General features: G+C 40.3%; 20 protein-coding genes. 10 read left to right on the forward strand and 10 right to left on the reverse strand.

Translation table 11 applies throughout. The features are described 5' to 3' along the window. Nucleotides 1-90 precede the first annotated feature (90 nt). The 7 genes from EGS47_RS15800 (at nt 91) to fdx (ending at nt 5,450) form a co-directional block, all read left to right on the forward strand. The gene (locus EGS47_RS15800; RefSeq protein WP_004989069.1) at nt 91-564 is read left to right on the forward strand and encodes an Rrf2 family transcriptional regulator; all 474 of its coding nucleotides are present in this window, start codon (nt 91-93) and stop codon (nt 562-564) included. 1 nt (nt 565) lies between these two features. Next, nucleotides 566-1,783 carry an IscS subfamily cysteine desulfurase gene (locus tag EGS47_RS15805; RefSeq protein WP_125269773.1) on the forward strand — a complete coding sequence of 406 codons (1,218 nt, stop codon included), beginning with the start codon at nt 566-568 and terminating at the stop codon, nt 1,781-1,783. 80 nt (nt 1,784-1,863) lie between these two features. Beyond that, a complete protein-coding gene (gene iscU / locus EGS47_RS15810) occupies nt 1,864-2,250 on the forward strand; it encodes a Fe-S cluster assembly scaffold IscU (RefSeq protein ID WP_004989072.1) in 387 nt (128 codons plus the stop codon). Between the two features lie 28 nt (nt 2,251-2,278). Continuing rightward, a complete protein-coding gene (iscA, locus tag EGS47_RS15815) occupies nt 2,279-2,599 on the forward strand; it encodes an iron-sulfur cluster assembly protein IscA (protein ID WP_004989073.1) in 321 nt (106 codons plus the stop codon). An 84-nt stretch (nt 2,600-2,683) separates the two neighbouring features. Continuing rightward, complete coding sequence (gene hscB / locus EGS47_RS15820; protein WP_005004254.1) at nt 2,684-3,199, forward strand: Fe-S protein assembly co-chaperone HscB; 516 nt, start codon at nt 2,684-2,686, stop codon at nt 3,197-3,199. A gap of 37 nt (nt 3,200-3,236) precedes the next feature. After that, on the forward strand, nt 3,237-5,096 hold the full coding sequence (gene hscA / locus EGS47_RS15825; RefSeq protein WP_005004249.1) for a Fe-S protein assembly chaperone HscA: 1,860 nt from the start codon (nt 3,237-3,239) through the stop codon (nt 5,094-5,096). Between the two features lie 15 nt (nt 5,097-5,111). Beyond that, a complete protein-coding gene (fdx, locus tag EGS47_RS15830) occupies nt 5,112-5,450 on the forward strand; it encodes an ISC system 2Fe-2S type ferredoxin (protein WP_004989078.1) in 339 nt (112 codons plus the stop codon). 41 nt (nt 5,451-5,491) lie between these two features. Here fdx and EGS47_RS15835 read toward each other — a convergent pair whose 3' ends face one another. The 8 genes from EGS47_RS15835 to EGS47_RS15870 all read right to left on the reverse strand — a co-directional run bounded on the left by EGS47_RS15835 (nt 5,492) and on the right by EGS47_RS15870 (nt 15,345). After that, nucleotides 5,492-6,868: an adenylate/guanylate cyclase domain-containing protein gene (locus EGS47_RS15835; RefSeq protein ID WP_275889965.1), complete on the reverse strand. Its 1,377-nt coding sequence runs from the start codon at nt 6,866-6,868 to the stop codon at nt 5,492-5,494. Nucleotides 6,869-6,981: 113 nt separating this feature from the next. Next, nucleotides 6,982-7,416, reverse strand: coding sequence for an HIT domain-containing protein (locus tag EGS47_RS15840; protein ID WP_004989091.1), 435 nt, complete (start codon nt 7,414-7,416; stop codon nt 6,982-6,984). A gap of 236 nt (nt 7,417-7,652) precedes the next feature. Beyond that, nucleotides 7,653-11,111, reverse strand: coding sequence for a transcription-repair coupling factor (gene mfd / locus EGS47_RS15845; protein WP_125269883.1), 3,459 nt, complete (start codon nt 11,109-11,111; stop codon nt 7,653-7,655). Nucleotides 11,112-11,207: 96 nt separating this feature from the next. Beyond that, entirely contained in the window at nt 11,208-11,561 is a 354-nt protein-coding gene (locus EGS47_RS15850; protein WP_119686484.1) for a hypothetical protein, read from the reverse strand. Between the two features lie 25 nt (nt 11,562-11,586). Further along, nucleotides 11,587-12,612 (reverse strand): alpha/beta hydrolase, encoded by a 1,026-nt coding sequence (locus tag EGS47_RS15855; protein WP_004989097.1) that lies wholly within the window; start codon nt 12,610-12,612, stop codon nt 11,587-11,589. Next, nucleotides 12,613-13,755, reverse strand: a complete 1,143-nt coding sequence (locus tag EGS47_RS15860) for a YdcF family protein (RefSeq protein WP_005004243.1) — start codon at nt 13,753-13,755, stop codon at nt 12,613-12,615. Between the two features lie 2 nt (nt 13,756-13,757). Further along, nucleotides 13,758-14,795 (reverse strand): UDP-N-acetylmuramate dehydrogenase, encoded by a 1,038-nt coding sequence (murB, locus tag EGS47_RS15865; protein ID WP_035272298.1) that lies wholly within the window; start codon nt 14,793-14,795, stop codon nt 13,758-13,760. Nucleotides 14,796-14,826: 31 nt separating this feature from the next. Next, nucleotides 14,827-15,345 carry a low molecular weight protein-tyrosine-phosphatase gene (locus EGS47_RS15870; RefSeq protein ID WP_005004240.1) on the reverse strand — a complete coding sequence of 173 codons (519 nt, stop codon included), beginning with the start codon at nt 15,343-15,345 and terminating at the stop codon, nt 14,827-14,829. Between the two features lie 118 nt (nt 15,346-15,463). Between EGS47_RS15870 and EGS47_RS15875 the strand changes: the two genes are divergently transcribed. Both EGS47_RS15875 and EGS47_RS15880 read left to right on the forward strand, forming a co-directional pair. Next, nucleotides 15,464-16,624, forward strand: coding sequence for an iron-containing alcohol dehydrogenase (locus EGS47_RS15875; RefSeq protein WP_005004237.1), 1,161 nt, complete (start codon nt 15,464-15,466; stop codon nt 16,622-16,624). Beyond that, complete coding sequence (locus tag EGS47_RS15880; protein WP_005004234.1) at nt 16,621-17,082, forward strand: acyl-CoA thioesterase; 462 nt, start codon at nt 16,621-16,623, stop codon at nt 17,080-17,082. The genes EGS47_RS15875 and EGS47_RS15880 overlap by 4 nt, the downstream gene beginning before the upstream one ends. Before the next feature lie 23 nt (nt 17,083-17,105). Here the strand turns inward: EGS47_RS15880 and dnaX are convergent, their stop codons facing one another. Next, complete coding sequence (gene dnaX, locus EGS47_RS15885; RefSeq protein ID WP_125269774.1) at nt 17,106-19,361, reverse strand: DNA polymerase III subunit gamma/tau; 2,256 nt, start codon at nt 19,359-19,361, stop codon at nt 17,106-17,108. A 103-nt stretch (nt 19,362-19,464) separates the two neighbouring features. Beyond that, nucleotides 19,465-20,967, reverse strand: coding sequence for a SmvA family efflux MFS transporter (locus EGS47_RS15890; RefSeq protein ID WP_004997696.1), 1,503 nt, complete (start codon nt 20,965-20,967; stop codon nt 19,465-19,467). 121 nt (nt 20,968-21,088) lie between these two features. Here EGS47_RS15890 and EGS47_RS15895 point away from each other — a divergent pair, with 121 nt between their 5' ends. After that, nucleotides 21,089-21,682 (forward strand): TetR family transcriptional regulator, encoded by a 594-nt coding sequence (locus tag EGS47_RS15895; protein WP_004997694.1) that lies wholly within the window; start codon nt 21,089-21,091, stop codon nt 21,680-21,682. The last annotated feature ends 41 nt before the right edge of the window (nt 21,683-21,723 follow it).

A 21,723-nucleotide genomic window follows, 5' to 3' on the forward strand; every position in this document is an offset into this window, starting at 1 on the left:
CAAATCATTTTAATAACTATAAAAAAACTTGACTATTTTAGTCGGGATTCTTAAAATTAACCTATCTAGTCTAAACATGTGTACCGAATCATGCGCCTTACAACTCGCGGTCGCTACGCAGTGACTGCTCTTCTTGATCTAGCTTTGCAGCCAACTGAACAAACGATCACACTCGCTGAAATTGCAGCCCGCCAATCCATTTCAGTCGCTTATCTTGAGCAGTTATTTGCCAAACTAAAGCGTCATGGATTAGTTTCTAGTGTTCGTGGTGCGAATGGTGGTTATCATTTAGCTCGCAAAGCCAATGAAATTACCATATTAGAAATTATCGAAGCCGTAAATGAAACTGTAGATGCAACGCGTTGCGACCATAAAGGCAACTGTCAAAATGGTGCAATGTGCTTGACTCACGATTTATGGCAAGAACTCTCCCACCACATTGCCGATTACCTTGCAAAAATCTCACTTGCTGATCTCGTCAATCGCGACAATGTACAAACCGTCGCACTGCGTCAGAACTCAGCAGATTATGATTCTGCCCTACTATCGGCTACAGGTATTTGAAATGAAACGTCCGATTTATCTTGATTATGCTGCAACAACGCCTGTACTTCCAGAAGTTGCAGAACGCATGATGGAATGCCTGACTTTTGATGGTACGTTTGGTAATCCTGCATCACGTTCTCATGCGTATGGATGGCAAGCAGAAGAAAAAGTTGAATATGCACGTGAACAAGTCGCAAATTTAATCAAAGCTGATCCTCGTGAAATCGTATGGACATCAGGCGCGACTGAATCTGATAACTTGGCATTAAAAGGGATTGCTCAGTTTTATGGTTCAAAGGGTAAACATATCATTACCAGTAAAATTGAACATAAAGCGATTTTAGATCCTTGCCGTGAGTTAGAAGAACAAGGTTTCGAGATTACTTATCTTGAGCCAGAACCACGCACAGGTCTCATTACTCCTGAAATGGTAAAAGAAACACTACGTCCAGATACAATTTTAGTGTCACTGATGATGGTGAATAATGAAATTGGTACTGTGACAGATGTTGCCGCAATTGGTGAGCTTACACGTGCTAATAAAACTTTCTTGCATGTAGATGCCGCCCAAGCTGCTGGCAAGGTTGAAATTGATCTTTCTACCATGAAAATTGACTTAATGAGTTTTTCTGGTCACAAAGTTTACGGCCCTAAAGGTATTGGTGCGCTTTATGTACGCCGTAACCCACGTGTTCGTTTAAAAGCACAAATACACGGTGGCGGTCATGAACGCGGTATGCGTTCAGGTACTTTAGCGACTCATCAAATTGTAGGTATGGGTGAAGCGTTTGAAATTGCTGGTAAAACCATGCAAGCAGAACAAACTCGTATTCGTCAGTTACGTGACAAACTCTGGAATGGCTTACAGGATCTTGAACAAGTGTTCTTGAATGGTCATCCAACTCAGAACGTTGCAAATTATCTTAATGTCAGCTTTAACTTTGTTGAAGGTGAATCATTGATGATGGCACTTAAAGATGCGGCTGTATCTTCTGGATCAGCATGTACATCTGCAACTCTAGAGCCATCTTATGTCTTACGTGCTTTAGGCCTATCTGATGAACTGGCACACAGCTCAATTCGTTTTAGTTTTGGTAAATATACCACTGAAGCTGATATTGATCACGTGCTTGAAATTACCAAAGCTGCTGTCGAGAAATTACGTGAACTTTCTCCGCTTTGGGATATGTATAAAGAAGGTATCGACCTTTCAACAGTTGAATGGGCTGAACACTAATCCATTGATCTGTCGATTGAAAAACATTTTTTTGCCCTCATATTTAATATTAGGCTGACCCCGAGGTTTGGAGAAGCAACATGGCTTATAGTGAAAAGGTTATTGATCATTACGAAAACCCGCGTAATGTTGGTGTTTTAGATAAAAACGCTGAAAATGTAGGTACAGGCATGGTTGGTGCGCCAGCATGTGGTGATGTAATGCGTCTACAAATCCAAGTTAATGATGACGGTGTGATTGAAGAAGCCCGTTTCAAGACTTATGGTTGTGGTTCAGCCATTGCATCGAGCTCTTTGGTCACAGAGTGGCTTAAAGGTAAAACACTAGACCAAGCGCAAGCAATCAAGAACATTGATATTGCAACTGAGCTTGCTCTACCGCCTGTTAAAGTTCACTGTTCGGTTTTAGCAGAAGATGCGATCAAAGCTGCGATTGACGATTACCGCAACAAAAAGACCAAAGCTTAATTGATTGCCTTAATTTGACGGAGTTTTCATGATTCATTTAACTGAAAATGCGGCAACTCACATTCGCAATTATTTGTTGAATCGTGGTAAAGGTGAAGGCATTCGCGTTGGTGTGAAAACTTCAGGCTGTTCAGGTCTGGCTTATGTGCTTGAATTTGTCGATGACATGGATACGCATGACCAGATGTTTGAACAGCATGGCGTAAAAGTTTTCGTTGATCCCAAAAGTCTTGTTTATCTTGACGGGATGGAAATGGACTATGTTAAAAATGGTCTAAATGAAGGCTTTGAGTTTAATAACCCCAATAAAAAAGGCGAATGTGGTTGTGGAGAATCCTTCACAGTTTAAAGCCCTTACCCTTTTCACTTCATATTAAAAGCAGTGTTTTTACACTGTTTTTAATATATTTATTTACTACGGAATTCATCTCCCATGAATCATTTTGAGTTGTTTAACTTACCCGTAGCACTCGATATCGATTTAGCCACGTTAAAAACAAATTTCCTGAACTTGCAGCAACAATATCATCCCGATAAAGCGGAAGATAAAGATCAGGCACTCATCAAATCCAGTGAAATCAACCAAGCTTATAAAGTACTTTCACAAGTAGACAGCCGCGCTGCTTACTTATTAGCACTTAAAAAGCAGGATTATCATCTGGATCAATCGATTAGTGATTTTGAGTTTTTGCAATCAGCATTGGAAATTCGTGAGCAACTCGAAGAAGCCAGTGATCCTGAACAACTTGAAACCCTAAAAATTGAAGTCAACCAATGGGTGGATGGTCTGATTCGTGAGTTTAAAATCGATTATGCAGATGAAGATTGGGGCGAAGCACGTGATACAGTCCGCAAATTACGTTTCTTTCAGCGTGTTCTCAATGATATCGATAAAGCTGAAGATCAAATGCTCGATGATGATAGCTTCGATTTAGATGATGAATTTTAATTTAGTTGTACCGATTTACTTTCAAGGGATTTAACTCATGGCACTCTTGCAAATTGCTGAACCAGGTCAATCAAGTGCCCCGCATCAACATCGTATTGCGATTGGGATTGACCTTGGAACAACACATTCTTTAGTTGCCACCGTACTCTCTGGCAAAGCAAAAGTTCTACCAGATGACAAAGATCGCGTCTTGTTGCCTTCAATTGTGCATTATGCTGAGAAAACCACAGAATATGGTGATGATGCCAAGTCCTTTATCACCACAGACCCAAAAAATACGATTATTTCAGTTAAACGTTTTATGGGTCGTTCCAAGGCAGATATTAAATTTCAGCATCCTTACACATTAATCGGTGCAGATAATGAAATGCCTGCTTTTGAAACTCGTACAGGTCGTAAAACACCTGTTGAAGTTTCAGCAGAAATTCTTAAGCAGCTTAAAGATCGTGCAGAGGCCAGCCTTAAAAACCCTGTGAATGGTGCAGTGATTACTGTACCTGCTTATTTTGATGAAGCGCAGCGCCAAGCGACACGTGATGCAGCTCAACTTGCAGGTCTCAATGTTCTAAGACTTTTAAATGAACCGACTGCGGCTGCGGTTGCTTATGGCCTCGATCAGGATACAAACCTACAAACCGATCATAACTATGTGATTTATGATTTGGGTGGTGGTACTTTTGACGTTTCGATCTTACGTTTTTCACAAGGCGTATTTGAAGTGCTTGCGACAGGTGGTCATACTGCTTTGGGTGGTGATGATCTGGATCGCTTAATTGTGAAATGGGCTAAAAAACAGCTTAATATCGATGTATTGGATGATGCAGAATATGCTGCGTTTATTGTTGCTGCTCGCAAAGCAAAAGAAGCTCTATCTGATCAACCTCAGGTTCAATTTAAAGCACTCGATCATGCCTTAGCACTCGATCGCACTACGTTTGAAACGATCATTCAAATCGCACTAGAGAAGACAATCAGTGTTTGTAAACGTGTTTTACGTGATGCCAAACTCAGCCTAAACGATATTCAAAATGTAGTATTAGTCGGTGGTTCTACGCGCTCCTATGCTGTACAAAAAGCAGTGCGTGATGTATTTGATCAGGAACCACTTTGTACCATCAATCCAGATGAAGTGGTCGCTATCGGTGCTGCTATTACAGCCAATCAATTGATTGGTAATTCACAAGATGGTTCGTTACTGCTTGATGTCACTCCGCTTTCTCTTGGCTTAGAAACCATGGGTGGTTTGGTTGAACGACTCATTTCACGCAATACTGCCATCCCTGTTGCTCGTCGACAGGAATTTACGACTTATCAAGATGGTCAAACCGCCATGTTGATTCATGTAGTACAAGGTGAGCGTGATCTGGTTGAACATTGCCGTTCATTAGGTCGTTTTGTATTGCATGGCATTCCACCGATGACCGCAGGTCAAGCACGTATCGAAGTGACGTTCCAAGTCGATGCTGATGGGTTATTAACTGTTTCTGCGCAAGAAACAACTTCTGGCGTAAAAGCTGAGATTGATATCAAACCTTCTTATGGCTTATCCGATACAGACACTGAACGTCTATTGATCGAAGGCTTTCAACATGCTGAAGAAGACAAATTATTGCGTCATTTACAAGAAGCCAAAGTTGAAGCTCAACGTGAACTTGAAGCACTTGAGCAAGCCTTGAAAGTCGATGCTACGCTATTGTCTGAACAGCAGTTGACTGCATTAAATGTCGCTAAAGATCATTTATATGTACAACTTAATGCCAATGATATTCAAGCTATTGAAGAGGCTGTACAAGCGCTTAAAGTCTATAGCGATGAATTTGCAGCATTACGCATGAATCGACATATCGATCATGCACTCAAAGGCACCAAACTGAACGACTGGTCAGACTCAAATTAAGAAACAGGTGAATATATGCCACGTATTAAAGTTCTTCCCCATGCGCAAATTTGCCCAGAAGGTGCTGAGTTTGAAGTTGAAGAAAATGCCAACCTTTGCCAAAGCTTACTCAATAATGGCATCAAAATTGAACATGCCTGTGATATGTCATGCGCCTGTACGACTTGCCATGTGATTGTGCGTAAAGGTTTTGACAGTTTAGATGAAATGAATGATGTCGAAGCCGACTTGCTTGATCGTGCTTGGGGATTAGAACCAGATTCACGTTTGTCTTGTCAGGTTAAAATTGTTGATGAAGATTTGGAAGTTGAGATTCCAAAATATACCATCAACCATGCTTCAGAAAATCATTAATTCATAACTCAGAAAATAAAAGCCACTCAAAAGAGTGGCTTTTATTTGACTTCATCTTCGAGTTTTAACTTGGCAACACCCTGCGCATTAGTGAGATTCTGCTGAACCTGAATACGCTGGATCATTTTTTCGAGCACTTCTACCAATTCTGGATATTCAAAATTTTGTACTTCCTCAAGATTAAGTACCAAGTGAAATCCTTTGTATTCATAATCAAACCATTGTTGATTATCAGATTTTTTACCCGTGTATTTTTCCATGACTTGCCATGTTTTGACTGCACCCTGAATACCTTTTAGATAAATAGGCGCTTTAGGTGCACATAGGAATTCATTTTTAACTAATTGATAAGTATCATCAGAAATTAAAATTTCATCGATTTCTGCCGCATATTGTAACCGTGCTGCAAGGTTGGCATCACGTCCTACAATGGTATAGGCCATGCGATGGGTCGCGCCATAGTTTCCAACGTGACAATATCCCGTACTGATTCCCATACGAATGTGCAATGCGGGATAGCCCATTTTGATCCAGCGCTCACGCAATAATTTCATTTGCTGGCGCATGGCGATTGCCATTTCTACACAGGATTTCGCATCTTTCTCGACCCCTTGAGAAGTCGGATCACCAAAAAAGATAAGAATCGCGTCGCCCATAAACTTATCGACAGTCGCTTCATACTGTTTGGCAATTTCAGTCATGTGACTTAAATAGTCATTCAGTAGAAATGCCAAATCATCTGGAATCAAACTCTCTGAAAGTTCGGTAAATCCCTGAATATCAGAAAAGAAAATCGTGAGTTTTTTACGTTTATATTCAATTTTAGCTTCCGCTTCACCACGCATAATCGATTGCCAAAGCTGTAAAGGCGCATAACGACTCAGCTGGTTGGAAAATGCCATGTAACGGGTCATTTGATTATAATAATGTTGACGAAGCTGGGTCAGTTTTTCGATACGAATATGCTGATAATAATTGCCAATATTAATAAAAGTAATCAGGCAAATTAGACTAATAACGGTCAGCTCCTGACTCGTTGGCTCGAAATAGTCCTGAAAACCAAAAATAAAAATAGTACTTGCATAAAAAATTGTAATCCCAATCATGCCAGACAAAGATGCCGCCATAAATGAAATTTTACTATTAATTGCAGTGTACAATAAGGCAAATAAAGAGGTAAAAGTTAAAACCAGACTTAAATGTACGCCAGCCAATGAAACCGCAACGGCGATGACATCAATGACAAAAAAAACATTTCGGGCGACATTCTGATTAAATTTATATTGTAACCAACGATCTAATTTGGGACTGATCAGTAAAATCAAAACCAGAAAAATAGGGATAAAGAGTTGATAGTTAGCATCTGGTGAGGTAAATGAATAAATTACCACAATCAGTGACAGTATAAAATATCCCATCAAACGATGAAAATATGCAAACTGCCGCGGTTCCCTATCAACCAGCCTATCTAATGGCACTCTACCCTCCGACCTTTAACTTAAACCACATTTTCATGCGGTTTAACAAAGACTTAGTCCATACGCCAATCAAATGGCATATCACCCTGTCCGCGTAAAGCTAACATCAAAGTCTGGCGCATATGTGCAAGCACATCATTACTATACGGTACCGCAGGTGTTCCCCATACTGGTTTAGGCCAAGCGACATCGTTCTGATAACGAACCACATGATGAAAATGCAACTGTGGCACCATATTACCTAGTGCGGCAACATTCATCTTATCTGCACGGAAAACACGGGCTAATTGGCTAGATAACCAGCTTGATTCACGCAGGAACTGTTCCTGATCAGCTTGGCTTAACTCATAAAGCTCTGTAATCCCAGGTACACGCGGTATAAGAATCAACCATGGAAATTGCATATCATTCATTAAACGACATGTTGAAAGCGGGAAATCGCCTACAAAAAAAGTATCTTGAGCAAGTTGTGGATGCAAACTAAACATATCTTTATAAATGACGCATGAATTATGATGGCTAATACTATCACAACACTTGTGATGTGAGTATTATTAGTACCTTGTTTACTTACAAATAACAATGATTTTATTCAATAATTCAGCGATAAAAGTCCAATTTTACAGCGGCTTGCTGATCGATTTAGCCAACCTCAAGTTAAACTAAAAAATGTGATGAAAATCGATGGCATTTCATCACATTAACTTAACAAAAGTTGCATGTCTTAATGCAACTCATTAACAAGTTTTGCAAGTAAATCCTGAATAAATTGGACACGTTTATCATATTCCTGTAATTGCACTGTAATTTTTAAACGCTGCCCACCTTCCATCCGATAATAAGTTGGATTCTTCTGCATCAGTTGAATAATGCTGATCGCTTGTACAGGCGTATCTGGTGAAAATTCAACATAGCCTCCGTTTGCATTGATATCAATCTTGGTTATACCTAAATGTTCGGCTTTAAGACGAATCTGATGCACACTAAATAGCTGTTTAACGGCTTGTGGCAATGTCCCAAAACGATCAATCAATTCCATGCGGATATTATCAAGTTTTTCCTGGGTATCGGTATTACTGATTCGTTTGTAAAATAATAATCGCTGATGCACATCCCCAAGATAATCATCTGGAATTAAAGCAGGCATGTGTAAATTAATTTCTGCGGTTAACGATAATGGCGCATCGAAATTCGGTGTTTTACCCTTTTGAATGGCTTTGGTGGCTTTTTCTAGCATTTCCATATACAAGCTATAACCAATTGCCTGCATAGAACCACTTTGCTGTTCACCCAATAATTCACCCGCACCACGGATTTCCAAGTCTTCGGTGGCGAGCATAAAACCCGCACCTAGCGTTGAAGCGCGTTGAATCGCATCCAGACGTTTTTCGGCATCACCTTTCAAATGTTTAATTGATGGTACCAACAAATAGGCATAAGCCTGATGATGCGAGCGCCCAACTCGACCACGTAATTGATGCAATTGCGCCAATCCAAGCTTATCGGCTCGTTCAATGATAATGGTATTGGCATTAGGAACATCAATTCCTGTTTCAATAATGGTTGAACACACCAATACATTGAATTCTTTATGATAAAACTGCTGCATCACTTGTTCGAGCTCACGTTCACGCATCTGCCCATGTGCAACTGCTACGCGCGCTTCAGGCACTAGATGCCGAATATTTTCGGCAGTGCGCTCAATCGTATCGACTTCATTATGTAAGAAATAAACCTGACCACCCCGTAGTAATTCACGCAAAATGGCTTCTTTGACAGACTCATCGGTATGTTCTTGCATAAAGGTTTTTACTGCCAAGCGTCGTGCTGGCGGTGTCGCAATAATCGATAAATCACGCATTCCTGAAAATGCCATATTTAAGGTACGCGGAATCGGCGTTGCTGTTAATGTCAGCATATCGACATCAGCACGCAAGGCTTTAATTCGCTCTTTATCTCTTACACCAAAACGATGTTCTTCATCGACAATCATTAAGCCCAGATTTTTAAACTGGACATTTTCCTGAAGTAATTTATGTGTGCCAATCACAATATCGACTTTACCATCAATCAAATCTTCAATATTCTTTTGATGAGTTTTGTTGGAACCAAAACGCGATAAAACTTCAATACGTACAGGCCAGTCTGCAAAACGATCTTTAAAAGATTCATAATGTTGCTGCGCCAAAAGTGTTGTTGGAACTAAAACCGCCACCTGTTTATTATTTTGCACTGCCACAAAAGCCGCTCGCATCGCCACTTCAGTTTTACCAAAACCGACATCACCGCAGACCAAACGGTCCATCGGTTTTGCTAAATGCATATCGTGTATAGTCGCTTCAATGGCATTGGCCTGATCTAACGTTTCCTCATAAGCAAAACCACTGGCAAATTGCATATACAAACTTTGATCCAGTTCAAAAGCAAACCCCGGTTTAGATTGACGACGCGCCTGTATATGCAATAATTCCGCAGCTACATCATGAATTTGCTCTAAAGCTTTACGTTTTGCTTTGCTCCATGCATCTGTTCCCAGTTTATGTAATGGCGCAAGATCAGGATCACCGCCACTGTAGCGACTAATCAAATGCAAATTGGTCACGGGAACATAAACTTTAGCTCCCTCAGCATAATCAAGCTGCAAAAACTCATGATCCTGCCCATCGATTGCCAGCGTGATCAGTCCTGCATATCGTCCGACCCCATGATCAATATGCACCACAGGCGCGCCAATACTGAGTTCGGTGAGGCTACGGATCAGAAATTCTTCAGAAACTTCTTGCTGACGTTTACGACGGCGTTGTACAACACGATGCTCATAAAGCTGATTTTCTGAAATCACTGAAAGCTGATCTCGAATCACCAAGCCTCGATCTAAGGGCGCGTTGGTAATCGCAATCGCATATTGCTGTTTAAGAAAATCGCTAAAACCCTCGACATTTGGAATCTCACCCAGACTCGATCGCAATGAATCTTTTAAACTTTCACGACGACCTGCACTTTCAGCGACTAAAAGCACGGGATGATTTGACTCATCAATATACTGTTTGACACTTTCAAAAGGATGCTCTTTTTTGGCATCGACAGGTAGTTTCGGTGGAGCTAAGGTATCAAGATTAATTGCGCCTGCACGTAGTTCTGTTGCTTCTGCACTGGCTAAAATTCGGGGGAATTGATTAAGACGTTCAAGCACCAGATTTGGCATGAGAAATAATTCTTCTGGAGCTAAAAGTGGCTGATCAATATTATGTCTACGACTTTCATAACGCTGTAGAACATCTTTCCAAAATTGGGATAAGCATTCATCCAAATCGGTATTTGTAATGACAATGCAATTCTTTGGTAAGTAAGATGTAAACGCACTCTGCGTTTGCATAATTTCCTTTTCAAAAAATAAGGGGAAATAAAACTCAACACCTGGCGATGAAATTCCATCTAATACATCTTGATAGATCGGATTTTTCTTAGGATTTGCCGTTGGAAAACTTTCAGCGTAACGGTCACGAAAGACTGAACGTCCTTCTTTTAATGGAAATTCTTTTGCAGGTAATACTGTAAATTGATCCAGACTCTCAGTCGTTCGCTGGGTTTCTGGATCAAAAAATTTGAGTGTATCAATTTCATCATCGAATAAGTCAACACGAATCGGTTGTTCTTGTCCTGAAGCGAAAATATCCATGATGCTGCCACGAACGGCAAACTCACCATGATCATAAACCGTATCGACCAGATGGTAACCTGCCTGAATCAGTCTTAATTTTTCTTTTTCCAGATCAAACTTTTGTGCCACACGAATATCAAAATGTTCTCCCAATATCCATGAAACAGGTGCAACTCGTTGAGCCAGTGTCGCAGCAGAGATCAGCAAGACCCCTTTTTGCGGCATATTGGATAGAATCGCAAGGCGTTCTGAAACAATGTCCTGATGAGGCGAAAGACGATCATAAGGCAGAATTTCCCAGTCAGGAAAAATTGTGGGTTTAACCCCATAAAATTCAAGCTCACTTTCCAGTTGAGCCAAGTGCTGATTATTTCTTGCTACAATGACCAATAGAGATGCACATTGATCGGCCATTTCTTTAAATAGTAATGCGCCAGATGAACCTAATATTGATCCGATCCAGCGTTTTTCGCCTGCTTTTAATTGCTGTAATTTGAGCTGAGAGATTTCTTGTTGGAACATTGAATGTGTTTGGATAAAAGACATAGCACCTATATTAACATGATGCACCACGACCAAACTTGATTTATGTTGTTGTTTGCGCAAGCTTTGAAGGAATTATTTGTCTCGTTTAAACTCACGGTAATATTGATTGAGCTTTTCGATCAGGCTTTTGAATTGTTGTAAATTCTCGTGATTATTTCCCAAACGCTGGATATAACGTCCTGTTGCCATTTCCAGATCAATTTTTTCATTAATCAGCATCGATCTTAAATAAAGCTGTTCCAAATCATTAAAACTGGATAATTTTCGATTTGAAAAATATTCCAGTCGTTCCGATAAATCATTCATGACAATTCCATCAACAATATAACCTTGCTGTGAATCGAACTGAATTTGTTGCTGTTGCATATATTGCTGTTCAGCCGATGGCTTGCCTGATTTAAATAGATTTGAGAGCTTGTTTAACATTGCTATTCATCGCAAAGACAGTTCATTAATAGTAATAATGCTTGGGTCGTGCATGTAAAAATGCAGGAATCAGCCCCGTTAAAGCAGCACGAATATCAGCGCGTTCATTGATTAACTGATGTGAACCTTCTTCAAGCATTAGCAAGGTTTGTAAGCGGAATTTACGTCGAATAAACTCGATGTTATATCGCCAGTCGACCGTTTGATCCAATGCGCCTTGTGCCAACCAGACAGGAATACGACATGGCGGACGTTGCTCCATTTCCAGCATCCATTTAGACATGGCTAAAATCCAATCCATACCCATCATACGCGGTTGAAGTGGATCTTTAAGCCGAATAAAACGCAAAAATTCTGGATTGTGATTATTGCGTCTAAAATGACGCGGAACTTGGCGTTTAATCCGTTTAATAATGCCCAAGCCCACTGAATTGTGCCACCACGCGGTTTTTGCAGGTCGAATCAATGGTGATAATAATAACACCCGATCGACAATCGGATCTTGGCGTTTTTCTGCATATTCAAGTAAATGATGCATCCAGATCGCGCCACCCGTGCTCTGACCAATTCCAAGCCACGGTTTAGGAAGTTGATTGGCATGTTTAACGTATTGGTGAACTGCTTTTAAGACTTGCTGATAATGATCAAAATTTTGAATATTGGCAGGTGAACCATCGCTTAGGCCATGACCTGGCAAATCATAAGTCAATACACTAAAACCCTGTTCCAGAATTTCTCGGATAATCGGTTGATAGATCCCGCTATGTTCCAGATAACCATGCAATAAACAAACTGTACCTAATGGTTTACGATGTGGCTTGAATACCTGTACATGCAGTTTGAACAATGGCATTTGGATATAGCCTTGCCATTGTTCACAATCAAGCGAATCAAGACCATAGAGTTTACGATAAGCTAAAAGATCTTTTGATGGCTCAAAGGCATGATTTAGATTTAAAGGTTCAAGTACATGCGGAGTTAAATCACGACTCGGGACAGGCAAATCTAGTTGCTGAAGCACAGTTGGATTTAAAAAAGGAATTTCTGGCATTTAAGGTACCTCCCGACATCCGCTAGAGCCAAAAAGTACATCGCGTATAGTCGCCAATAGCTCATAATTGGCTCGACGACTATGATCATAATTTTGTTGACTTGGTTGCCATTTTGTCAATTGTGTCGGCATCGGCGCCTCAACAGGAATAGTTTCAATTCCATTTAAAGCAAATAAACGTCGTGTTCTAGGCATATGATAAATATCTGTGACCAACATGACTGTTGGCGCTCCCCCTTTTTTTTGTAGTAATAAAGAACTAAAGCGTGTGTTTTCACAGGTATTCATACTTCTATTTTCAAGGAGTTTTGCATCCACACCGCGTTGTTTCAGCCATTTTTGCATATAGGGTGCTTCCACACCGCTCAGTACAATAGGTAAATGATTTTGTTGATGTAATTCCAGCGTTTTTTCTAGTCTTAACCGTGTATAAGGATTCACAACGATATCTTTTTTGTTTTCATCCAGCGTCAAACCACCGCCTAAAACCACAATGGCATAAGGCTTATTATGATTTGCGGGCTTTTCATCATTCTGGTTTTGCTGAACGTAAGCAACATCCTGTGAAGTTTGTTGATCAATCGTTTTTTCATGTTCAACTGATACGGGATGTATTTTAAGAAATTCAACATACTGCTGCATTAATGCTTTATTTTCAGAGCTATTAAGTTCAATCAATGGATTTGAAGGCTCATCGACGTGTACCTCACTTGCAGCAGCTTCTGGTTCTGAAACAGAAGCTTTAAGCAATGGTACGGCTGGCTTTTCCTGATCTTCATCTTCTGTTTCTTCTTGTTTTTGCTGTTCTAATATACGCTCTTGTAAAAGTTTATATCGAGTTTGTAGCAAGCTTAAAGACTCTGGATCTTTTGAGTTTAGCGCTTCTTCAATCAGGCTTAAATAAGCCTGACGTGCAATCCATAGGTTTGATCCTGGTTCGAGATTGTCATGTTCACTTAATGCAGCCTGTTGCTGACTTTTTGCTGCGACTTGATTGACCTCGACAGGCACAAAATAATTCAAAGCTTTTACAATCAATTTTGAGTAAAAAGGCGTATAAATAAAAACCATTAGACAAGCAAAGAGTACGAATAGTATGGCAACTAAACGTACTAATCGAATCGCCCAATGCGTTTTAACCATAACTACACTTCCGAATGGGATCGAATTAATCCATTTGAATCAAATAACACTGGCTCTGGTTCAAGCTGGATATTAAAACGCTGTTTTACATCATATTGAACAGACTGATAAGTGTGCCTAACATCACTTAAAGATGCATTGGCATAATTCACTAAAACCAATGCCTGCTTTTCAAACATCCCAACAGAACCCAACTTTTTACCTTTCCAGCCTGCTTGATCAATCAGCCAGCCTGCCGCAATTTTAACGCAACCTTGGGCTTGAGGATAATGTGGAATTTGCGGAAATTTTGTAAGTAACTGATCAAAATCTGCTTGATCAATCACAGGATTTTTAAAGAAACTGCCAACATTCGGATATTGCTTTGGATTGGGCAATTTACTCTGACGAATCTGAATCACCTGTTTCTGTAAATTTTCAGGGCTGATATCACTTCCCACTGCGGCTTTTAAATCACCATAACTCAATTTAAGTTGAGGTTGCTTCAATAAACGAAAAGTGACATGAGTGATAATGTAACGGTTTGGGTCACGTTTAAAAATACTATCCCGATAAGCAAATTGGCAATCTTCAGCGAAAATATCTTGTGTCGTTTTCTCAAATCGGTCATAGACTTGTACAGATTCAATAAACTCACCGACCTCGACCCCATAAGCGCCAATATTTTGTACAGGTGAAGCCCCAACCAGACCTGGAATGAGTGCCAGATTTTGTAGTCCATACCAACCGCTTTCTGTGGTCATCAAGACAAAATCATGCCAAATCTGCCCTCCACCAACTTTGACTTTTACATGGTTAGGGTGATCTTCAACCAGCTCGATACCCTGAATATTGATATGCAATACCAATGCTTGAATATGCTCTGGCAATAACAAATTGCTCCCACCAGACAGAATGAGAACATTCAACTGCTGCTGTTCGGCATAGTTTAACGCCGCGATTAAACTTTGGATTGAATCAATTTTTACGTAATGCGAAGCAATTGAGTGCAAATTTAAAGTATTAAAAGGTTGAAGCTGTACATCGTGTTGAATTTGGATCACAGGTAAACTCATTTTTATTGATTGCTAGTCATGACTTGCTGTTTAAAGATTGCTGTTTAAAGATTTGCACCCAAGCCTGCGCACTGGATTCACATTGATCGAGCACTCGCTCAAAACCATCAGCTCCGCCATAATAAGGATCAGGCAATGCCTGACCGAAGTAAACTGGATCATGTTCACTCATTAAAGCAACTGTTGCCAGCAATTGATGTGGCTTATATTGTTTTAATGCTTTTTGTTTAAACAGTTGAATATCATCAAAGTTCTCATGATCCATGGCAAGGATAAGATCAAATTCCAGAAAATCCTGAATCGTAAGCTGACGGGCGCGTAAAGCTGACAAATCATAACCCCGTTTTAATGCATGCTGCTGACTTCGGGAATCAGGTGCTTTGTTGGGATGATAATTGCTCGTACCTGCCGAATCCACCACGACATTCAGTTGATATGTATCACAAAAGTGTCTTAAAACAATCTCTGCCGTGGGTGAACGACAAATATTTCCCAAACAGACACAAAGCACCTTATAAGGTGGGTGTGATGACATATAAACCTCGAAAGTGCTTTATTTTCAGGTGTCTTATGTTAATTTATTTAAAAGCAGAATCCTATAGAAGAAATGAACAGAAATGTTCGATTTATGATGAAAAATAAGGAAATACCTCATGAGCCAATTTCAATTTCAGACAGCAGCTCGCATTATTTCAGGTCTTGGCTCAATACAGGAACTCAAACAGATTATTCTCGAGAATCACTATCGAAAACTTCTTATCATTACCGATGCAGGAATGGTACAACACCAGCTGCATTTACCTATTATCGAGATTTTAGAACGCCTAAATATTACTTATTCAATTTATTCAAATATTCAGGCTGACCCGCCCGAACATATCGTGCTCGATGCCGCTGAGTTCGCTAAGAAAGAAAAAGTCGATGCGATCTTGAGTTTTGGTGGTGGTAGTTCGATGGATGTTGCTAAAATCATTGCCCTATTGGCACATCCTGAACAAAGACAGACTATCGCGGAGATGTATGGCGTGAATAACGCCAAAGGCCCCAAACTGCCCTTAATTCTAGTGCCTACCACTGCTGGAACTGGCTCCGAAGTTACCCCAATTTCTATCGTCACTACAGGTGAAACGACTAAAACAGGTATTGTCTCCCCTCATTTATATGCTGATATTGCCATATTGGATGCAAATTTCACTCAAGGCTTACCTGCACATATTACTGCTGCGACAGGCATAGATGCGATGGTGCATGCCATAGAAGCCTATACCTCCAAAATCAAGAAAAATTTCTACGCGGATATGTTGGCAAAAAATGCCTTGCGCTTACTCAATGATAATCTGCCTAAAGTCCTCAAAGATGGTACAGATCTGGAGGCACGACAAAATATGTTATTAGGATCAATGCTCGCGGGACAAGCTTTTGCCAATGCACCAGTGGGTGCAGTTCATGCCTTAGCCTATCCTTTGGGTGGGCATTTTCATCTTTCGCACGGACATACCAATGCGTTGGTTTTAGTCGAAATTCTCAAATTTAATGCACCACATGCCAAGCATCTCTACGCTGAACTGATGCAATGGCTGGATCCACGTAGTAATGGAAGTTCCGATGGTTTATGTGATCTTTTTATTGATCATATGCAAAATCACTTAGATCAAAGCGGTCTGGTTTTAAAGCTACAAGATTTGAATGTACCGCGACAAAGTCTTGAGACGCTTGCCAAAGATGCAATGCTACAAACTCGCCTTTTACAAAATAATCCACGCGAAATGACTGAGCAGGCTGCGCTTGAAATCTATGAGGCGATTTACGCATGACCAAAGAATCGATAAAACTTGTAATAAAAACACGTGATCAATTTCATTTCTTTTTAAATATCCAGACACGCTGGGCAGATAATGATATTTATGGTCATGTCAACAATGTCACTTATTATAGTTACTTTGACACTGCTGCGAACTCATTACTGATTCAACACGCGGGTTTTGATATTCGCCAATCTCCCATCATTGGTCTCGTGGTTGATTCTGCATGCAGTTTTTTTCAGGAACTGTCTTTTCCAGATATGATTGAAGTTGGCGTAGCCATTGCGAAAATTGGAAATTCATCTTTAAGATATGAATTAGCCATTTTCAAACAACATCATGTTGAACCGTCTGCTCAAGGTCATTTTGTCCATGTTTTTGTGGATCGTGAAACGCGCAAAACAACACCCATTCCAGACACAATCAGAATGGCACTTAAACCTTATGTATTAAACACCGAATCAGATTAAATACGTTTTAAAAAACTACTTCATCATGGTTTTAACTGGATATTTTGTAACTCACCTTGAAATGTTTCCAATAAACTTTTGACCACAGGATCTTTTTTCAACAAATGTTCGGCTCGTTGAAAAGCTTTTTGTTTACGTTCCGCTTGTTTTACAAATGGCGTGATACCTGAAACTTCAGCATATTGCACTGAAAACTGGGTATTTGGCCATAAAGATCGAATCTCGGTTTCCAAAGCATGTTGAAGCTGTGAAAGCATACCTTCGTATTGCTGCGGAATGGTAAATGTACATAGTCCGTCTATTTGACCTGACATCAGACCATGCTGTGCCAACTCCTGAACAGCAGGTGAAAGCTGGCTGTTTCTAAACCAGTACTCCCACTTTTCCAGCGTCCATTCGCCATCAAGAACTTCCGCAGAAAGTTTAAGAATTTCTTGTGGCATTAAATCTTCATGACGCGACGCAACAGGTTGATGTTCTTCAAACTGTATGGTCTGGGCAGTGGATTCAACATTCACTGCGGCGTCAGTAGCTGAAATGCTCGGATTTTGGGCATTTTCATGTAGATTTTCTAGAGGTTTACTAGAGTCTTCAATATTTTCTGAGAGTGAAGATACCTGTCGATCTGATGCAACATTCTCTGATGAAACAATACCATCTTGAGCCAAAAGCATATCTTGCTTTGCCTCGCCCAGAGGTTCGATAGATTCAACTAGAAAAGAATCCTGCGATGGATCGACTATATCTGATTTAGTTAAGAGTTCTTCTACAGGAAAAACTTGCATCTCATCGACTGACATCGCTGGTACAGTTTTTTCTGTATCGAAACCAATCAACTCATCTGAATTTGCATCAAAGACCACCACACTTTCTTGTGTGTCAGTTGCAGGTGCAGCAGAAGACGCCAACGCTTCATGATCCATGGCAATCAATTGCTCTGGTTCTTCAAAGGTTTGAGATTCTTCCTCAAAATTTTCAGTATTAATTAGGACTGAACTGGCTTCAACTTGATCAGGTTTAGAGGATATTGGCTGAATATGCGAAACAGCCGTCAAATCATCTTTGGGCAAATCATGTGCGGATAAGTTATCTGCGGAAAAATCATGTGCGAATGTTGATATGTTTGCTTCAAAGCCAGGCTGTACAGTTCCAGATGACATTTCTGAAGGTTGTTCAAGCACAACTTCATCGATTGCTAAAGGACGAAATGCCAACAAACGTAGCACACACATCTCGAAACCTTGTTCTTGAGTCACGGCGAGTTGTAATTCTGCTCGACCTTTACAGGCAATCTGATAGTAAAGCTGTAAATCCTGAGCCGACACCATTTTTGACAATGCTAAAATCTTTTGATTGATTTCCTCACTGTATTTGAGGCTTAACTCAGGTAAATATTGCAACAAGGCCAGCTCATGTAAGGTGGAGATCAACTGATCCAACACCAAAGAAACATCGAGTGCCTGCTGGCGGAATTGTAATAATAACTGACTGACACGGGCTTGTTGATTTTGATGAATCGCAATAATCAGGTCATAGATAATGGTACGATCAATCAGCCCCAACATTTCCTTGACATCTTGATGATGGACTTCACCTTGCCCGTAGGCAATCGCCTGATCAGTTAAAGACAAGGCATCACGTAAAGAACCTTGTGCCGATTCAGCAATTTGCCAAATCGCATCTTTGTCTGCACTGATCTGTTCTTTGTCTAAAATAGTCGTCAGATGTTCGGTAATTTCATCTACAGCTAAAGGACGCAAGGTGAATTGTAGGCAACGTGAAATTACCGTAATCGGTAGCTTTTGCGGATCTGTGGTTGCAAATAAAAACTTCACATGTTCAGGCGGCTCTTCTAGAGTTTTGAGCAAGGCATTAAATGAATGTGTAGACAGCATATGCACTTCATCAATCAAATAAACCTTAAAACGCCCCTGAGTTGGTGCATAAGGCACATTGTCCAAAAGCTCACGTGTATCTTCAACTTTGGTACGTGATGCCGCATCAATCTCAATCAGGTCAATAAAACGACCTTCATTGACAGCGCGACAAGTTGCACAAACTTCACAAGGGGTAGAAGTAACGCCTGTTTCACAATTTAGACATTTCGCCAAAATACGCGCTATGGTCGTTTTACCCACGCCGCGCGTACCTGTAAACAAGTAGGCATGATGCAAACGCCCACGCTCAAGCGCACTGGTGAGTGCGCGCGACACATGGTTTTGCCCGACCAATTCAATAAAATTACGAGGACGGTATTTTCTAGCCAGTACTTGATACATGAATGCTCCTTAATGTATTTATAAGGATACTGTTTTTTTGCCCGATAGTGAATGAATTCAGCAACAATACATCAACAAGCAAATATTAAATAAACAAATTGTTTTAATAGCTATTCTCCTCATCACTTACTTGCTTAGAAGGCAATGCCCACCACACAAAACCAGATAAAATTAAAAACAGGCTTCCTGCAATCGCGAGTACTTTCGCATGTGAATGACTAAAGGCATCTGATGCTGCCTGAGTCAATGCAATTACTAAGCTTTTATCATCAAGTTGTTGTGCAATTTGCATAGCTTCAGCAATTGAATGACTTGCTGTTTGAGCTAACTCAGAAGGTAAACCATGCGGAATCAATAAAGATTGCGTATAGAAAAAAGAAAGTAAAAGACCAAATATTGTAATCCCTAAACCCGCACCGAGTTCATATGCCATACCCTCTATTGCCCCAGCTGCGGTTGCTTTGTGTGGAGGCACAGCAGTCATAATCGCAGCAGTTGATGAAAGCAATGCAATTTCAACGCTGATGCCCATAACAATCATAAGACCCCAAGTTTGCAAATGTTGTGTATCAAAATTAGTAAGCGCAAAACCCCATAGACTAAAGGCACACATCATCATCCCTAAAGTGGCGACTGGGCGAAGTCCATAACGATTCATTAAAAAACTGGTAAACGGCCCACCCAAGCTGATCGCAATCATAAAAGGTAAAATAAATAAGCCTGCTTGCAACGGCGTATAACCATAAACAAACTGTAGTTCTTGCGACAACAAAAGCTCGAATCCGACGAGCGCGATCATCGCCACAATCGCCATGACCATGCTGGTGGAAATCACAGGATGCTTAAACAAACTAAAATCAATCATTGGACTTGATGATTTTAACTGCTGTTTAACAAAGAGGATCAAAGCACCAAGTCCAACCGTAAACAATAAGATAATGAAATAATTCAATTCATGCATCGCTGTTTTAGCAGCATAAATGATCATTAAAATTGCACTGACTAAAATAAGTGCCTGTAACAGGTTTAAAGGCTGCTTAGATTCAACTTTTTGTTTTGGTACGATCCAAACCGTTAAAATGAGTACGAGGATAATGATGGGCACATTTATTAAAAACACAGCGCCCCAATCAAAATGCTCTAAAATAAAACCACCGAGTAGCGGACCAAAAGCGGCTCCACCGCCACCAACTGTTCCCCAAATCCCTAGCGCATAATTGCGTTGTTTTTCATCTAGAAAACTGTTGCGGACACCTGATAATGTGGCAGGAAGAATCATGGCAGCGCCTAGCCCAAGTAAAGCGCGAGCCAAAATTAGCATATCAGCCGATTGAGCCAATGCCGCCATTAAAGATGCCAGACCAAAGATCGTCGCCCCTATGATCATTAGGCGTTTAAAACCAATACGATCCCCCAACGCTCCCATGGGCAGAATAAAACCTGCCATGATCAAGGAATAAATATCCATGACCCAGAGCATTTGGTTATTACTGAGTGCCAAAGTTGCGCTTAAGGTCGGAATTGCGACATGCAAAATGGTGGCATCAATCGAGACTGGCAAATAAATTAAAACGATGATTGCAAGAATCATCCACTTGCGGTACATAAAACACCCAATTTAAAGTTGGACACTTGTTCAAATTAAAATCATTATACTCAAACTTGAACAAACGTCCAACTTTTATTAAACTTGAATTCGATGATGATAAGTATTGAAAGCCGAGCGAATGAACTATTTAAATCGTGAACAACGTCGTGACATGATTTTAGCTGCTGCTAAAACTTTGGCATTAAAAGAAGGTTTAAATGCATTGACCGTTCGGGCGATCGCAACGCAAGCACAGGTTTCTACTGGTCAAGTTCATCATCATTTTGAGTCTGCCTCACACTTAAAAGCGCAAGTTTTTATTGAATTGATGGATCAATTGAATGAACTTGAAGCTCAGGTACTTACAGATTCATGGCTTCAACGTATTTCTTTACTATTGGGTTGCGAAAATATCGAGCAAACTCAGCCTTATTTACGACTTTGGAATGAAGCTGAAATTTTGATAGAACAAGATATCGAAATAAAAAAAGCCTATAACCTCACCATGCAACGATGGCACAATGTATTGGTGCAGTTGATTCAAGATGGGATACAACAAAAGCAGTTTAAAAGGCTTGAAACGACAACCGCTCAAGATGTGGCATGGCGACTTATTGCTTTTGTATGTGGTTTAGAAGGAATTTATCAACTTGGTCTACAAGGTTTAGATGAGCCATCGTTTCAACGTCATGTGGAAATCATGATTAAAATGGAATTAATGAATTCAATCTAACTTTATATTTGCAAATGATTATTATTTATATATGATAATTA

This window comes from Acinetobacter sp. FDAARGOS_515 (assembly GCF_003938865.1).
GTDB classification, from domain to species: domain Bacteria; phylum Pseudomonadota; class Gammaproteobacteria; order Pseudomonadales; family Moraxellaceae; genus Acinetobacter; species Acinetobacter ursingii.

Excerpts from the sequence above, each read along its gene's own strand:
- EGS47_RS15800 (WP_004989069.1), top strand. The coding sequence starts at position 91 with ATGCGCCTTACAACTCGCGGTCGCTACGCAGTGACTGCTCTTCTTGAT.
- EGS47_RS15805 (WP_125269773.1), top strand. The coding sequence starts at position 566 with ATGAAACGTCCGATTTATCTTGATTATGCTGCAACAACGCCTGTACTT.
- iscU (WP_004989072.1), top strand. The coding sequence starts at position 1,864 with ATGGCTTATAGTGAAAAGGTTATTGATCATTACGAAAACCCGCGTAAT.
- iscA (WP_004989073.1), top strand. The coding sequence starts at position 2,279 with ATGATTCATTTAACTGAAAATGCGGCAACTCACATTCGCAATTATTTG.
- hscB (WP_005004254.1), top strand. The coding sequence starts at position 2,684 with ATGAATCATTTTGAGTTGTTTAACTTACCCGTAGCACTCGATATCGAT.
- hscA (WP_005004249.1), top strand. The coding sequence starts at position 3,237 with ATGGCACTCTTGCAAATTGCTGAACCAGGTCAATCAAGTGCCCCGCAT.
- fdx (WP_004989078.1), top strand. The coding sequence starts at position 5,112 with ATGCCACGTATTAAAGTTCTTCCCCATGCGCAAATTTGCCCAGAAGGT.
- EGS47_RS15835 (WP_275889965.1), bottom strand. The coding sequence starts at position 6,868 with ATGGGATATTTTATACTGTCACTGATTGTGGTAATTTATTCATTTACC.
- EGS47_RS15840 (WP_004989091.1), bottom strand. The coding sequence starts at position 7,416 with ATGTTTAGTTTGCATCCACAACTTGCTCAAGATACTTTTTTTGTAGGC.
- mfd (WP_125269883.1), bottom strand. The coding sequence starts at position 11,111 with ATGTTCCAACAAGAAATCTCTCAGCTCAAATTACAGCAATTAAAAGCA.
- EGS47_RS15850 (WP_119686484.1), bottom strand. The coding sequence starts at position 11,561 with ATGTTAAACAAGCTCTCAAATCTATTTAAATCAGGCAAGCCATCGGCT.
- EGS47_RS15855 (WP_004989097.1), bottom strand. The coding sequence starts at position 12,612 with ATGCCAGAAATTCCTTTTTTAAATCCAACTGTGCTTCAGCAACTAGAT.
- EGS47_RS15860 (WP_005004243.1), bottom strand. The coding sequence starts at position 13,755 with ATGGTTAAAACGCATTGGGCGATTCGATTAGTACGTTTAGTTGCCATA.
- EGS47_RS15870 (WP_005004240.1), bottom strand. The coding sequence starts at position 15,345 with ATGTCATCACACCCACCTTATAAGGTGCTTTGTGTCTGTTTGGGAAAT.
- EGS47_RS15875 (WP_005004237.1), top strand. The coding sequence starts at position 15,464 with ATGAGCCAATTTCAATTTCAGACAGCAGCTCGCATTATTTCAGGTCTT.
- EGS47_RS15880 (WP_005004234.1), top strand. The coding sequence starts at position 16,621 with ATGACCAAAGAATCGATAAAACTTGTAATAAAAACACGTGATCAATTT.
- dnaX (WP_125269774.1), bottom strand. The coding sequence starts at position 19,361 with ATGTATCAAGTACTGGCTAGAAAATACCGTCCTCGTAATTTTATTGAA.
- EGS47_RS15890 (WP_004997696.1), bottom strand. The coding sequence starts at position 20,967 with ATGTACCGCAAGTGGATGATTCTTGCAATCATCGTTTTAATTTATTTG.
- EGS47_RS15895 (WP_004997694.1), top strand. The coding sequence starts at position 21,089 with ATGAACTATTTAAATCGTGAACAACGTCGTGACATGATTTTAGCTGCT.